The 14,818-nt window shown below is 71.4% G+C and carries 13 protein-coding genes; 7 read left to right on the top strand and 6 right to left on the bottom strand.

The annotated features are described in order from the left end of the window. Positions 1-8: 8 nt before the first annotated feature. The 4 genes from FR742_RS26445 to FR742_RS26470 all read left to right on the top strand — a co-directional run bounded on the left by FR742_RS26445 (position 9) and on the right by FR742_RS26470 (position 4,749). On the top strand, positions 9-980 hold the full coding sequence (locus tag FR742_RS26445) for a hypothetical protein (protein WP_148033444.1): 972 nt from the start codon (positions 9-11) through the stop codon (positions 978-980). Between the two features lie 30 nt (positions 981-1,010). Then, positions 1,011-2,564 carry a class I adenylate-forming enzyme family protein gene (locus FR742_RS26450; RefSeq protein WP_148033445.1) on the top strand — a complete coding sequence of 518 codons (1,554 nt, stop codon included), beginning with the start codon at positions 1,011-1,013 and terminating at the stop codon, positions 2,562-2,564. Positions 2,565-2,669: 105 nt separating this feature from the next. After that, positions 2,670-3,923, top strand: coding sequence for a DUF4437 domain-containing protein (locus tag FR742_RS44730; RefSeq protein ID WP_187281311.1), 1,254 nt, complete (start codon positions 2,670-2,672; stop codon positions 3,921-3,923). Between the two features lie 91 nt (positions 3,924-4,014). Continuing rightward, complete coding sequence (locus FR742_RS26470; RefSeq protein ID WP_148033446.1) at positions 4,015-4,749, top strand: hypothetical protein; 735 nt, start codon at positions 4,015-4,017, stop codon at positions 4,747-4,749. A 73-nt stretch (positions 4,750-4,822) separates the two neighbouring features. Here the strand turns inward: FR742_RS26470 and FR742_RS26475 are convergent, their stop codons facing one another. From FR742_RS26475 to FR742_RS26500, 6 genes are all read right to left on the bottom strand, one after another. Beyond that, positions 4,823-5,557, bottom strand: coding sequence for an ABC transporter ATP-binding protein (locus tag FR742_RS26475; protein ID WP_222709062.1), 735 nt, complete (start codon positions 5,555-5,557; stop codon positions 4,823-4,825). Continuing rightward, complete coding sequence (locus tag FR742_RS26480) at positions 5,554-7,434, bottom strand: branched-chain amino acid ABC transporter ATP-binding protein/permease (protein ID WP_148033447.1); 1,881 nt, start codon at positions 7,432-7,434, stop codon at positions 5,554-5,556. Before FR742_RS26480 ends, FR742_RS26475 begins: the two co-directional genes overlap by 4 nt. Continuing rightward, complete coding sequence (locus FR742_RS26485) at positions 7,434-8,303, bottom strand: branched-chain amino acid ABC transporter permease (protein WP_148033448.1); 870 nt, start codon at positions 8,301-8,303, stop codon at positions 7,434-7,436. The genes FR742_RS26480 and FR742_RS26485 overlap by 1 nt, the downstream gene beginning before the upstream one ends. A gap of 141 nt (positions 8,304-8,444) precedes the next feature. After that, positions 8,445-9,878 carry a dihydroorotase family protein gene (locus FR742_RS26490; protein WP_148033449.1) on the bottom strand — a complete coding sequence of 478 codons (1,434 nt, stop codon included), beginning with the start codon at positions 9,876-9,878 and terminating at the stop codon, positions 8,445-8,447. 30 nt (positions 9,879-9,908) lie between these two features. Further along, entirely contained in the window at positions 9,909-10,739 is an 831-nt protein-coding gene (locus FR742_RS26495) for an IclR family transcriptional regulator (protein ID WP_148033450.1), read from the bottom strand. 29 nt (positions 10,740-10,768) lie between these two features. After that, a complete protein-coding gene (locus FR742_RS26500; RefSeq protein WP_148033451.1) occupies positions 10,769-11,119 on the bottom strand; it encodes a hypothetical protein in 351 nt (116 codons plus the stop codon). 273 nt (positions 11,120-11,392) lie between these two features. On the opposite strand from FR742_RS26500, the gene FR742_RS26505 reads away from it, so the two are divergent. From FR742_RS26505 to FR742_RS26515, 3 genes are read left to right on the top strand one after another with little or no spacing between them, the layout of a single operon-like run. Continuing rightward, positions 11,393-12,568 (top strand): CaiB/BaiF CoA-transferase family protein, encoded by a 1,176-nt coding sequence (locus tag FR742_RS26505; protein WP_222709186.1) that lies wholly within the window; start codon positions 11,393-11,395, stop codon positions 12,566-12,568. Further along, the gene (locus FR742_RS26510; protein WP_148033452.1) at positions 12,568-13,392 is read left to right on the top strand and encodes a cyclase family protein; all 825 of its coding nucleotides are present in this window, start codon (positions 12,568-12,570) and stop codon (positions 13,390-13,392) included. Before FR742_RS26505 ends, FR742_RS26510 begins: the two co-directional genes overlap by 1 nt. Beyond that, positions 13,389-14,804, top strand: coding sequence for an MmgE/PrpD family protein (locus FR742_RS26515; RefSeq protein WP_148033453.1), 1,416 nt, complete (start codon positions 13,389-13,391; stop codon positions 14,802-14,804). The genes FR742_RS26510 and FR742_RS26515 overlap by 4 nt, the downstream gene beginning before the upstream one ends. Positions 14,805-14,818: the final 14 nt, after the last annotated feature.

Here is a 14,818-nt window from a genome sequence, read left to right on the forward strand (position 1 = left end):
GAGGGCATGTGACCGAGAACGACCGAGAGCCACTGGTCGAGGGGATCACCGCCGCGATCGTCGGCGTCACCGACTTCGGCCCGCACCTCGAACTCTTCCGCGACGTGCTGGGCTACGAGGTGGCCGGCGAGGGCGTGGTGCCCGGGTCGGTCGCCGGCCCGCTGTGGGGGTCGGGCCCCGCGGACGTCGAGGTGATGGCGCTGGCCGCGGCCGGGGCCGGCACCGGGCGGATCCACCTGGTGCGCGTGCCGGAGCCGCTCGCCCCCGCACAGCCGCCGCACAACCTCGACGTCGGCCTGGTCGGCATCGACATGTACGCCCGCGACATCGAGGCCGCGCACGCGGGCTTCGCCGCCTCCGGCCGCGCCTGGACCACCGCGCCGACCACGTACGGCGTCAGCGTCGGGGACCGCGAGGTGCAGGTCACGCAGGGCGTCTGCCCGGCGCCGGACGGCACGGTCGTGGTGTTCGTGCAGCCGGCCGCGGTCCGCGGCACCGAGGCGTGGGCCGCCGACCCCGCGCGCCCCTACACCGAGCTGACCTCCGTCGTCTGCCACGTGCCCGACCCCGACTCCGAGGTCGCGTTCTGGGGCCCTGACGGCCTGGGCATGGCCGTCTGGTACGACGTGGTCTTCTCCGCCCCCGGCTTCGACGAGGTGGCGGGCCTGCCGCCGGGCACCGAGATGCGGCTGGCGTTCCTGGCCGGGGAGAAGACCGCCAGGATCGAGGTCACCAGCGCCGCCACCGAGCACCGCGTGGACCGGCGGGCCACCCAGCGCCCGGCCCGCTCGCTGGGCCACAGCGGCTGGTCGGTGCGGACCCGGGACCTGGAGGCCGCGCTGGAGAGCGTCCGCGCGACCGGCGGCACGGTGACGGCCTCCCCCGCCGAGACCGACGACCCGCTGCACGGGCGCGCCCTGGTGGCCGCCGCCGACACCCCGAACGGCATCGCCGTCACCCTCTGGCAGCCACGCGGCTGACCGTCCCCACTCCGACGTAAGGAAGAGACCATGCCCGTCCTCCGTGGAGGCGCCCCCCTGTCGATCGCGGGCGGGGTGCGCGAGTTCGCCCGCGCCACCCCCTCGGCGACCGCGGTGATCGACGGGGAACGCACCCTCACCTACGCCGCGCTCGACGAGCGCGCCAACCGCCTGGCGTGCGCGCTGCTGGCCCGGGGCCTGACGACCGGCGACCGGGTGGCGGTGCTGCTCGGCAACCGGCTGGAGTACCCCGAGATCGCCGCGGGCGTCGCCAAGGCGGGCCTGGTGATGGTCCCGCTGAACCCGAGGCTCACGGCGGGCGAGGCCCGCTACATCCTGGAGCACTCGGGCAGCCGCGCGATCGTCCTGGACGACGCCTGCGCCGCCACGGTGGGCGACGCGATCGAGGAGCTGCGGCTGACGGCGCTGTCCATCGACGGCGCACAGGCCGGGCGGCCGTACGAGGAGGAACTGGCCGCGGCCCGCGCGGCCGATCCCGGGGTGCGGGTGGACGAGCTCGACCCGTTCTGCATCACCTACACCTCCGGCACGACCGGCCGGCCCAAGGGCGTGGTGATCAGTCATCGCAGCCGGTCGCTCACGTTCTACTGCTCGGCACTGGAGTGGGGGCTGGGCGCCGGCCGGGTGTCGGTGGCGGTGGCCCCGATGTACCACGGGGCCGGGTTCGCCTTCGGGTACGCGCCGGTCTACACCGGCGGCACCGTCACCATGCTCCGCAAATGGGACCCGGAGGCGCTGCTGCACCTGGTGGAGCGGGACCGGGCGCGGTCGGTGTTCCTGGTGCCGACCCACGCGCAGATGCTCCGTACGATGGACGAGGGCAAGCTCGCGGGCCACGACCTGCGCAGCCTCGACACGCTCTACTTCAACGCCGCCGCGCTGCCCTGGACGCTGAAGCAGTGGGTCATGGAGACGTTCCCCGCGTGCGGCGTGCACGAGCTGTACGGGTCCACGGAGGCGGGCATCGTGACCAACCTGCGCCCGGTGGACCAGCACCGCAAGCCGGGCTCGGTGGGCCACGCCTGGTACATGACGGAGCTGCGGGTGGTGGACCCGTCGGGTGCGCCGGCCGGCCCCGGCGAGCCGGGCGAGTTGTTCAGCCGCTCCCCCTTCCTGATGAACGGCTACCACGACGACCCGGCGGCCACCGCCGCGTGCACGACCGAGGACGGCTTCCTGACCTGCGGCGACATCGTCGTCCGGGACGAGGAGGGCTACGTGCACGTCGTGGATCGCAAGAAAGACATGATCATCTCCGGCGGCCTGAACGTCTACCCGCGCGAGATCGAGGACGTGCTGGCCACGCACGGGGCGGTCGCCGAGGCGGCGGTCGTCGGTTCCCCATCCGAGCGGTGGGGCGAGGAGGTCATGGCCTACGTCGTGCTGCGCCGCGGCGTCGAGGCCGCGCCCGAGAGCCTCTTCCCCGAGCTGGAGGCGCACTGCCGGACGGGCCTGGCGGGCTACAAGGTCCCCAGGCGGTGGCAGGTCGTCACCGAGCTACCCAGGAACGCGGCCGGCAAGATCGTCAAGCGGGACCTGAAGGCGCAGGCGGGACCCTCCTAGGCCCTTGACCCGCAATACATCAGACAATTACTCTCGAATCAACTGAAGAAACAACGTTTCGCATACCGGAACAATCGGCTTCACGGTCGGTGGAAGGACAACCAAGTGCGCCCGCATGTCGAGCTGATCCAAGAAGATGACTACGTCTGGCACGGCGCCGAGCTGGTCGGCGGGGAAGGGCGGGCCAGCGAGCGACGCCTGTCGGTGGACGAGGAGGACGGCTCCTCGTCGCTGCGGGTCGACTTCCACACCGACTGGGGCCGCGGCCCGGGCATCCACCACGCCAACACCGAGTACTACGTGCTCGAAGGCTCGATGACGTACGGCGGCCGTCAGATCGGCAAGGGCGGATACGTGTACGCGCCGAAGGGCGTGCCGGCCGACGCGATCACGTTCGCCGAGGGCACCCGCATCCTGCACTACCGCGAGTACGGCGACGCCGGCTTCGACGCGGTCGACTCGCTCGCCGCCCCGCGCTGGGCGGACGCCCGCGAGGACGTCATCGTCATCGACAGCGACGCCATGCAGTGGGACGCGGTGCCGAACCCCGGCCCGATGCCCGGCCTGTTCATCAAGTATCTGCACGTCGACCCGGTGACCGGCTTCTACACCCGGCTGGTGCACGCCCAGGAGGGCTGGGCCGACCACCGCCTGGCCCACCACCCGTGCTACGAGGAGGCGTACACCACCCAGGGCCACATGGAGTACAACTTCGGCACCCTGGACCTCGGCACCTACTTCTTCCGCCCGGCCCGGGTCAAGCACGGCCACTTCACCTCGATGGAGGGCGGCGCGACCTGGCTGCTGCGCTCCGACGGCGAGCTGTTCAACTGGTACACCCAGAACGAGTGGGTGCGCTGGGGCGGCGAGGGCATCAACTACGGCCCCGGCGGCGGCGCCATGCGCTGGTCGCAGTCCTCCCACGAGCTCGGCGGCGAGTCCCGGCGCAGCGACGAGGACATGGAGATGCTGCGGGCGTCGCTGGAGTACGCGCGCAGCCAGGGCGCCGACGAGGGCGACGTCGTGGAGCACGGCCTCGGCACCGACGCCAGCCTGATCGCCATCGCCAAGGCCCTCGACACCGCCCGGCTGCAAGGCGGCCACGGCGACCACGACCATGACCACGACCACGACCACAGCCACGACCACGACCACGACCACGACCACGGGGTCCCGGAGGCCGACTGGGGTGCGGCCCCGGCCGACCTGGAGCACCCCGACCAGCGCACCGACGAGCACGCGCACAACTGGGGCGCGGGCCGCGTCTGGAAGCAGGGCGACCCCATCCCCGCGCCGATCCTCTCCAGCCTGCCCGTGCGCAGCCGCTCGCGCGGCCGCTGGGACGGCGACGGCATGTAGTCACGCCTGACACCTCATGAATCACCGTGTTGAATCACCGTGGCCGGGTCCCGAGGGGCCCGGCCACACGCACTCCTACGGAGACTCACTCATGATCCTCGCCGCGCCCATCGAACCGGTTCATGGGCTCAACGCCTACAGTTTGGCGATCTTCCTGCACATCGTCCTGTTCGTGTACTGGCTGGGCAGCGACATCGGCGTCTTCTACTCCAGCCGCTTCATCCTCAAGTCCGACCTGCCCACCCCGGCCCGGTCGGTGGCCGCCAAGATCATGCACGCGGTCGACATGGCGCCGCGCATCTGCCTGGTGCTGTTCCTGCCCAGCGGCGTGACGCTGATGGCGCTCGGGCCGTTCGCCGAGGACTACTTCCCCTGGTGGTTCGTCGCCCTCGTCTGGGTGGCCGCGCTGTGCTGGCTGGTGCTGGTCGTCTACGACTACACCAAGGGCGCCACCGCGCTCGGCCGGATCGTGCAGCGGCTCGACCTGGTCGTCCGGTACGGCCTGGTGGTCGTGCTGGTCGGCATCGGCGCGTACATGATGGTCGTGCCGGAGCCGTTCGGCGTCCAGACGAACCCGAAGTGGCTGGGCGCCAAGCTCGCCGCCTACGGGCTCTGCATCCTCGCCGGCGTGATGATCCGCTGGCGGCTGAAGCCGTTCGGGCCGGCGTTCGGCAAGCTGGTCTCCGAGGGCTCCACGCCGGAGGTCGAAGCCAGGATCCGCACGTCCGTGCAGACGTGCCTGCCGTACGTGTACGCGATCTGGTTCCTGGTGCTCCTGGCGGCCTTCCTCGGCGTCGTCAAGCCCGGCACCACCGCCTTCGGCTGACCGGGACCCGTACAGAACGAAACGTCCGGCACGGGCCTCGCGGGCCCGTGCCGGACGTTCGTCGTCGGGTGTGTCAGGCGGACTCTCGGAGCTGTCCCAGGTAGGCGGCCTGGACGCGGGGGTCGTCGCGCAGCTCGGCCGCGGTGCCCTCCAGCCCCACCGTCCCGTGGTCGAGCACGTAGCCGCGGTCGGCGAGCCGCAGCGCGGTGCTGGCCTGCTGCTCCACGAGCAGGATGGTGAGCCCGCGCTCCTCGTGCAGCCGCTTGAGATAGCCGAACAGCTCGATGACCTTCAGCGGCGCCAGCCCCAGCGACGGCTCGTCCAGCATGAGCAGGCGGGGGTCGCCCATCAGGGCGCGGGCGACCGCGAGCATCTGCGCCTCGCCGCCCGAGAGCGTGCCGGCGAGCTGGGTGCTCCGCTCGGCCAGCCGCGGGAACAGCTCCAGCATCTCCTCACGCCGCCGCTCGGTCTCGGCGCGCTTGCGCCGCACCGGGAAGGCGCCCAGGGTGAGGTTCTCCATGACGGTGTGCTCGGGGAAGATCTGCCGGCCCTCGGGCACGTGGCCGAGCCCGAGGGCGGGCCGCTTCCAGCCGGGCACCTTGGCCAGGTCCTTCCCGGCGAACCTGATCCGTCCCGCCACGGGCTTGAGCAGCCCGGAGACGCACTTCATGGTCGTGGTCTTGCCCGACCCGTTGGGGCCGAGCAGGACGACGAACTCGCCCTCGTCGACGTGCAGGTCGAGCCCGTCGAGGGCGCGCACGCCACCGTAGGCGGCGCCCAGCCCCGAGAGTTCCAGCAGTCTGCTCACGACTCGTCTCCCATGAGGTCCGGGCGGCCGAGATACGCCTCGAGGACCGCCGCCGAGTTGCGCACCCGTTCCGGGTTGCCCTGCTCGATCACCTTGCCGCTCTCCAGCACGGTGATCTCGTCGCAGAGGTTCATCACGAAGTCCACGTTGTGCTCGATCAGCACGACGGCCAGCCCGCGCTCGCGCAGCGCCCGGCAGAGCCTGGCCAGGGCGTCCAGCTCGCCGGTGGTCAGGCCGGTGGCGGGCTCGTCCAGGATGAGCACCTTGGGCCGGCTGGCCACCGCGCGGACGACCTCCAGCAGGCGCTTCTGGCCGTGCGAAAGGGACGAGGCGAGCCAGTCGGCGCGGGAGGCGAGCCCGGCGAAGGCCAGCAGCTCCAGCGCCTCCTTCCGCTCCACCTTGTCCTGGCGGCGGTAGGACGGCGAGCGGAGCACGGCGCCGAGCCAGCTGTAGGACTCGCGCGTCCGCATGCCGGTGAGCACGTTGTCGAGCACGCTGACCCGCTCGAACAGGTGCGGGACCTGGAAGACCCGGGTGATCCCGGCCCGCGCCACGCCGTGCGCGGTCGCGGCGGCCTCCTCGCCGAACACCTTCACGGCGCCGGCGTCGATCTTGTGATAGCGGGTCAGGCAGGACACCAGCGTGGACTTGCCGGACCCGTTGGGCCCGATGATGCCGTGCACGGTGCCGGGCATGATGCGCACGTCCACGCCGTCGAGCGCGTGCACGCCGCCGAAGTGCTTGACGATGCCGGCGCCCTCCAGCGCGGGCACGTCCGGCCGGGCGTCGCGCAGCTCGGGCACCACGTCGGGCACCTGTTCGGGCAGCTCCTCGTCCCTGGCCTCGCTCACCCGGTCGCGGCCGAAGCGCGAGTTCTTCCAGGTGCCGACGATCCCACCGGGGATCAGCATCATGGCTGCCAGCAGCAGCAGGCCGAGGACCAGCGTGGTGTAGCGGGCCTGGTCCTTGATCAGCTCGACGATCAGGGCGATGAACCCGACGCCGATGATGGGCCCGGCCAGGGTGGCGCTGCCGCCGAGGAACAGGCCGACGAAGAAGATGATGCCGTTGTCGAGCAGGCCGACGTCCGGGTTGATGAACCCGAGCTGCAGCGCGTACAGGGCTCCGGACAGGCCCGCCATGCCGCCGCAGATGCCGAACAGCAGGAGCTTGGCCCGGTTCGGCGAGATGCCCATCGCGGAGGCGGTGTCGGAGGACTCGCGCACGGCCATCGAGGCGCGGCCGACGCCGCTGCGCACGAGGTTGCGCTGCACGATGTAGGCCAGGACGAGGAAGCCCAGCACCACGTAGTAGAAGACCTCCTTGGGCATGATCTCGCCGCCGGCAGCGGGCGCGATGCCGCTGATGCCGACGATGCCGCCGGTGACCGGCTCCCATTCGCGGCCGACCTCGACCACGATGAGGTTGGCGGCCAGGGTGATCATGCCGAAGTACAGGTACGTGGCCCGCAGGCTGACCGCGAGCACCATGAGGGCGATCACGGTGCCGACGGCGGTCGAGGCCACGATGCCGAGCAGCCACGAGCCGCTCGCCTTGACCACGATGTAGCCGGTGGCGTACCCGCCCGCCAGTTGCAGGCCGCTGTGGAGCATCGACAGCAGGCCGCCGTACCCCATGCACAGGTTGAGGGAGATCGTCAGGATCGCGCTGATGCCGGCCGAGGCGACCAGCCCGTTGTAGTACGAGGCGTTGTAGCTGTAGTAGTCGGTGATGTACGGCCAGGCGAGCAGCACGGCGACCGCCACGATCGTCAGCCCGGCCAGGGCCACGGTGCGCCATCGGTGGTAGCCCGCGGAGTCGAAGAAGGAGCCGCCGCGCCCGCCGGCGCGGGCGGGGGTCGTTTCCACCGTTGCCATCAGTGCGCCTCCATGGGCTTGCCGAAGAGTCCGGACGGGAAGATGACGAGGATCACGGCGAGGGCGGCGAAGACGGCGAAGTTGCCGATGGAGCCGCCGACCAGGCTGCGCACGATCGTGTCGAGCAGGCCGACGATCATGCCGCCGATCAGCGCGCCGCGGGGCGAGCCGACGCCGCCGATGACCGCGGCGGTGAAGCCCTTGATGGTGAACACCAGGCCGGCCGCCGGGGCCACGAAGATCACGGGAGCGGCGAGCAGGCCGGCGACGGCGCTGATCACGGCCGCGATGACGAAGGAGAGCACCACGATGCGCTGCACGGGGATGCCCATCAGCACCGAGGTGTCGGAGCTGTGGGCGGTGGCCCGGATCGCCCTGCCGTAGGCGGAGCGGCGCAGGAACTGGTCGTAGAGCGCCATGACGGCCAGCGCGGCCACGATGGTCAGCAGTTCCTGCCACTGGATGGTCATCCCGGCGACCTCGAACCCGCCGGGGATGATCGGGCTGGGTCTCAGGGCGTCGACGTCGAAATAGCCCAGGTTGAACACCGACTGGAAGATCAGCGCCGCGGCCAGCGTCGCGATGATCCAGGCGTTGCGCGATCCGGACAGCTTGATGGGCAGGGTGATCATGCGTTCCATGAGCACGCCCATGACGCAGGCCAGCACGATGGTCAGGCCGATCGCCGCGGCCCAGCCCAGCTTCTCCAGCGCGACGATCTGGTAGGCCACGGCGGCGCCGAGGATCAGCGCCTCGCCCTGAGCGAAGTTCATGATCCGGGTCGGCTGGAAGACGATCGCCAGGGCGAGTGCGACCAGGGCGTAGATGGAACCGGCGAACAGCCCATCGATGATGGCCTCGGGGCTCATCAGCACCGCTCCTCGGGGGTGTTACGGGTAGTGCCAGAGTCGTTCCACAAAACGAAACAGCGTTTCAATGGAAAAAACTAGGGGTCGCCCAAGAATCCTGTCAATAGGTCTGACGTTTGAGCGACCCCTAGTTCACGCAGGTCAGTGACGTGCGTAGCGGCCGGTGGGCTCGCCGACGGTCTCGCCGTCGCGGAAGCGTACCTGCCCGCCGACAGCGGTCACGACGGGCCAGCCGGTGAGCTCGACCCCCTCGAACGGGGTGTGGTCCTGGCCCGACAGGCACACCTCGTTGGTGACCGGCTGCGCCAGCTCGGGGTCGACCACGGTCAGGTCGGCGTCGAAGCCGACCATGAGGCTGCCCTTGCGGCCCCAGAGGTTGTAGGCGCGGGCCGGGTTGGCCGAGGCCAGCTCGGCGATCCTGGACAGCGACAGGCCGCGCTTGCGGTGCCCCTCGGAGAACAGCACCGGGTAGAGCAGGGCGGTGCCGCCGAAACCGGGACGGGCCGGCCAGAGCTGGTCGCCCTTCTCGGCCTCCATGCAGCAGGCGTGGTCGGAGGCCACCCAGTCGATGGTGCCCTCGGCCGCGTGCCGCCACAGCGCCTCGTTGTCGGCCTTGGTGCGGATCGGTGGGTTGACCTTGCCGCCCAGGCTGCCGGTCGCGTCCAGGGTGTCGTGGTCCAGGCACAGGTGGTGCAGCGTCGTCTCGGCGCGCAGGTCGCCGCCGAACGAGCGGCGGGCCAGCGCGACCGCGTCCACGGCCTCCGCGCTCGACAGGTGGAGCAGGTTGAGGTTGGTGCCGGTGTGCGAGGCCAGCGTGGTGGCCTCGCCGATGGCGACCCGCTCGGTCAGCGGCGGGCGGCCCTCGTGGTAGGCGCGCAGCGTCTGCGGGTCTCCGTCGGCCCGTACGCGGTCGATGAAGACCCGCATGAGCTCCGACTGCTCGCAGTGCAGCGACACCGACAGCCGCTTGTCGGGGTTGGCCTTCTGGACCGCGGTGATCTGCTCCATCAGCAGGTAGAGGTGGCCCAGGTCGTACTCGTCGCCCATGGTGAAGGAGCGCGCGTCGCGGCTGTTGGCCGCCAGGTCGAACCCCTTGTAGAACATGTAGTACTTGAACGACGTGACCCCGTGCTCCTCCACCAGCATGGGGATCTCGGCGATCTGGTCCACCGTCATCGGCGCCAGGTGGAAGGCGTAGTCGGTCCAGGTGCGGCCCGCCACCGCGTTCAGCACCTCGGGGAAGATCTCCTTGTACGGTCCCGTACGGTCGAGGTAGTGAGAGCCGGTGCGGAAGTACGACAGCACCGTGGTGGCGCCGCCGACCAGCGAGGAGCGGGTCTCCTCGAAGGCGTCGAGCGCCAGGTCCCGGTAGATGCCGAGGTGGAAGTGGGCGTCGACGGCGCCGGGGAGCACCACCTTGCCACGGGCGTCGACCACCTCATCGGCTTCGGCGGCCGGGATGTCGTCGGCCAGGGCGGCGACCTTGCCGTTGGATACCGCCAGGTCTGCGCGGATTTCGCCGTGGAACGGCAGGACGACGGTGCCACCCTTGACGAGAAGGTCGTATCGAGACATGGAGATGGCCGGGCCCGGGGGTACCGGCCGTCACCCCCTTTCGGATGCGTTCCAGCCCATCTGGGCGGACAGTCGTGCGGTTGATTCGAGAAGCCTCGCGACGCATTCCCCGACCTCGGCGCGGAAGCGCTCCACCGGCCCGCAGACGCTGACGACCGCCACCGGCCTGCCGTGGTGGTCGAGGATCGGCGCCGCCACGGAGGCCGCGCCGGACATGCGCTCGGAGAAGGACTGGGCGTAGCCGCCCTCGCGGATCGAGGCCAGCTCCCTGCGGAGCCTGGCCTTGTCGACGATGGTGTTGCCGGTCAGCGGCTCCAGCGCGCCGAGCGACAGGTAGTTCTCCATCTCCTCCTCGGTGAGGAAGGCGAGGAAGGCCTTGGACGAGGCGCCCGCGTGCAGCGGGTGGGCCACGCCGAGGTTCACGCTCATGATGACCTCGCGGGCCGGGGTCACCTGGTCCACGTATATCCGGTAGTTACCGGTGCGGATCGACAGGGTGGCCGTCTCGTCGGTGCGCTGGGAGAGCGTCACCAGCTCCGGCGCGGCGATCCGCCGCACGTCGATCCGGTCGAGATAGGCCAGGCCGAGCCGCATCGCGCCGACGCCGAGCGAGTAGCGCCGGGTCGACTGGTCCAGTTCGATCAGCCCGCGCACGCGCAGCGAGGCGAGGATCCGGTGCACGGCGGCCTTGGACATGCCCAGCGCCTCGGCGATCTCGGTCACGCCCAGCGTGTTCGAGGGGGTCTCGGCGAAGTGCATGAGCACGTCCGCGGCCCGCTCGACGGTGGCGATGGCCTGGCCGGAGTTCTCCCTCGCGGGCGCCTTGCCGCTGGTCGCGGTGCCGGCGTTCTTGGTCGGCATCTGTCCTCCAAGGAAACGATCAGAATCGGCTATCTACCTTGGCGGTGAAAACCGACGCGCGCAGGAAGATCGGTGACAATTCGCGTGTCCAGGAACTCCCACCACTCGTCCTGGCTGACCCGCTGGTTCTCCCAGCCGTCGTCCGCCTTGAGGGTGGACAGCGCCTTGCGGTACTCGCCCCAGGCCGCCTCGTCCTCGAAGGCCGCCCAGTTCTCCAGCGTGTAGACGTCGCCGACGGCGCTGTAGTACCAGCGGACCTCGCTGACCATCGGCAGATCCCGGTAGAACCAGCTTTCCCGGTCTTCCAGCCACTGCCAGAAACCCTTCATGTCCTGCCGCGCCCGGGAACGCAGTTTCATCCGGTAGACGAGGTAGATCATTGCGAAGAGCTCCAGGTTGGCACTCAGGCGGGGTTGTTCCGCACACAGTAACGCTGTTTCAATATATTGGGAAGACCCGGTGCCGGACGCTGTCCTGCGGCGATTCGCGGCCCCGGGTTCCCGCCGCACCGTGCGGCGACGCGGGCACCGACTGGCCTGACGCACATCCAGCCATCTGAGGAGGCCGATTCCGTGGAGGCAGAGCAGATCGTCCCGAGGGACCGATCAGCGACCGACGACCAGCGCACCGCGCCGCCGGGTCCCCTGGCAGGCCTGGTGGTGGTCGACGCGGCCACCCTGTTCGCGGGCCCCCTGGCGGCGACGATCCTGGGCGACTACGGCGCCGACGTCGTCAAGGTCGAGCACCCCGACCGCGGCGACCCCTCCCGCACCCACGGCGCGAGCAAGGACGGGATCGGCCTGTGGTGGAAGATGCTCGGCCGCAACAAGCGGACCGTGACCGCCAACCTGGGGCGGCCCGAGGGCGCCGACCTGCTCAAACGGCTGCTCGCCCGGGCCGACGTGCTGATCGAGAACTTCCGTCCCGGCACCCTGGAGCGCTGGGGCCTGTCCCCTGACACGCTGCTGGAGCTCAACCCCCGGCTGGTGATCGCCCGGGTGACCGGCTTCGGGCAGCACGGCCCGTACTCCAGGAGGCCCGGGTTCGGCACCCTCGCCGAGTCGATGAGCGGCTTCGCGGCGGTCACCGGCGAGCCGGACGGGCCGCCGACGCTGCCGCCGTTCGGCCTGGCCGACGGCGTGGCGGCGCTGACCTGCGTGAGCGCCGTCACGATGGCGCTGCACCACCGCGACAGCCCCGGCGGCACCGGCCGCGGCCAGGTCGTCGACCTGGCCATCATCGAGCCGCTGGTCACCCTGCTCGGCCCGCAGCCCATGGTGTGGGACCAGCTCGGCCGGGTCCAGCCGCGCACCGGCAACCGCTCGGTCAACAACGCGCCGCGCAACACCTACCAGACCAGGGACGGCCGCTGGGTGGCGATCTCCACCTCGGCGAACTCCATCGCCGAGCGGGTCATGCGCCTGGTCGGGCACCCCGAGGTGATCGACGAGCCGTGGTTCGCCTCCGGGGCCGAGCGCGCGGAGCACGCCGACCTGCTCGACGCGTACGTCGGCGGCTGGATCGCCGAACGCGACCTGGACGAGGTGGTACGCGAGTTCGAGGCGGCCCAGGCGGCGGTCGCCCCCATCTACGACATCCGCGACGTGTTCGCGGACCCGCAGTACCAGGCCCTCGACACGATCACCACGGTCGACGACGAGGACCTCGGGCCGCTGCGGATGCAGAACGTGCTCTTCCGCCTCTCGGCGACGCCCGGCTCCATCCGCTGGAGCGGCCGCGCCAGGGGCGCCGACAACGACGACGTGTGGGGCGGGCTCGGCGTGAGCGCCGAGGATCTGGCCGCCCTGCGAGACAAGGGGATCGTGTGATGACCGAGACGAGCACGCTGCCGACGCTCTGGGAGCGCCTCGACGGTGCCAGGATCGTCGACCTCGCGCAGCCCATGCGGACGGGCATGCCGCAGTCACCGAGCCATCCGCGGTTCCGGATGGTCATCGAGCGCCGGCACGGCGACATGGTGCGCGAGGACGGCGGCTCGGCCGCCAACGAGGTGATCCTGACCGGCGGCCACGTGGGCACCCACGTCGACGCGCTCGGCCACGTCTCACAGGACGGCTACCTGTACGGCGGCGTCGAGGCCGCCGGGGTCCAGTCGCACCAGGGCCTGTCCCGGCTGGGCATCGACGCCTTCCCCCCGTACGTGGGACGCGGGGTGCTGCTCGACGTGGCCGCCCTGCACGGCGCCGACGTGCTCCCGCCCGGCTACGAGGTGACCCGCGCCGATCTGGAGGCCGCGCGGGACCGGGCCGGCGTGCGGATCCGGCCCGGCGACGCGGTGCTCATCGGCACCGGCTGGTCTCGGGAGTGGGACCGGCCCGGCCGGTTCATCGGCGAGGAGGGCGGCGTGCCCGGCCCCGGTCCGGACGCGGCCCGCTGGCTGGCCGAGCAGGGCGTGCGGGTGGCCGGCGGCGAGACCGTCGCCTTCGAGCAGATCCAGGCGGGCCGCGGCCACTCCGTGCTGCCCGTGCACCGGATCCTCCTGGTCGAGTCTGGGGTGAACATCGTGGAGACGATGCGGCTCACCGAGCTGCGGGAGCTGGGCGTGCCCGAGTTCCTGCTCGTGCTCAACCCGCTGCCGGTCGTCGGCGCCACCGGCGCACCGGTCCGGCCGCTCGCGGTGCTGGCGTCATGACGATCGTCTCCGCTCTCGCCGAGTTCGCCGCGGCCGCCCGTGACGGGCTGCCCGAGCCCGTCATGGCCGACGTCACGGGCCGGGTGCTCGACACGTTCGGCAACTGCCTGGCCGCCCAGGAGCTGACCGGCCCGCAGGAGCCGCACGAGGCGGTGCGGCGGCTGGCCGGGCGGTGGGGCGGCGCCGGCGAGTGCTCCGTGCTCGGCCACGCGCTCGCGCTGCCCGCCCCCTCGGCCGCCCTGGTCAACGGCACGCTCGCGCACGCGCTCGACTTCGACGACACCCACCTGCCGTCGGTGCTCCACCCGTCCGCCTCGGTCGTGCCCGCCGCGCTGGCGGTCGCGGAGTCGGTACGGGCGAGCGGCGCGGCCCTGTGCCAGGCCATCGCGGTCGGCGACGAGATCACCAACCGGCTCGGCATGGCCTCCTACCTGCCCGAGCTGCGCAACTCGCTCTTCTTCGAGAAGGGCTGGCACGCCACCTCCATCTGCGGCACCGTCGGCGCGGCCGCCGCCTCGGCCCTGCTCATGGGGCTGGACGCGGCAGGCATCGCGGACGCCATGGGCATCGCCGCCAGCATGGGCGCCGGGGTCATCGAGGCCAACCGCACCGGCGGCACCGTCAAGCGCGTCCACTGCGGCTGGGCGGCGCACTCCGGCGTGGTGGCCGCCGCCATGGCGGCCGAAGGGGTGACCGGGCCGCCGACGGTCTTCGAGGGGCGTTTCGGCTTCTTCCAGGCGTTCCTCGACGGGCGCTACGACGCCGAAGCGATCACCGCCGGGCTCGGGGAGGATTGGGAGCTGCTGCGCACGGTCTACAAGCCGTACCCGTCCAACCACTTCACCCACCCGGGCATCGACGCCGCCCTCGCGCTGCGCGCCGAGGGGCTGCGTCCCGAGGACGTGGACGAGATCGAGCTCGGCGTGGCCGCTGCCCCGCTGCGCACGATCGGGGAGCCGTACGAGGAGAAGATCCGCCCGCGCACCCCGTACCACGCGAAGTTCTCCGGCCCCTACACGGTGGCCAGCGCGCTGGCCGGCGGCGGCGGGCTGGGCCTGCACCTGGACGACTTCACCGAGACAGCGTTCCGCGACGAGCGCCGGCTGGCGCTGGCCGCGCGGGTCCGGGTGGTGGCCGACGAGCAGTGCTCGGAGGAGTTCCCGCGGGCGTTCTCGGCCGTGCTGCGGGTGCGCACCCGCGACGGGCGGCGGCTGGAGCACCGCGTCCACAGCTCACGCGGCGGCCCCGAGCACCCGCTCAGCATCGACGAGCTGGAGCGGAAGTACGCCCTCAACGCCGCACGCGTCCTGTCCCCCGAGGCGGTCACGGCCCTCGCCAAGGAGGTCCGCGGCCTGGCCACCCGCGCAGACGTCACGGGCCTCCTGGAACCCGCGCTGATAACGACCCCGTGAGCACCCGCGCAGGG

Origin of the sequence: Nonomuraea sp. C10, from assembly GCF_008017515.1 — a bacterium.
Classification (GTDB): domain Bacteria; phylum Actinomycetota; class Actinomycetes; order Streptosporangiales; family Streptosporangiaceae; genus Nonomuraea; species Nonomuraea ferruginea.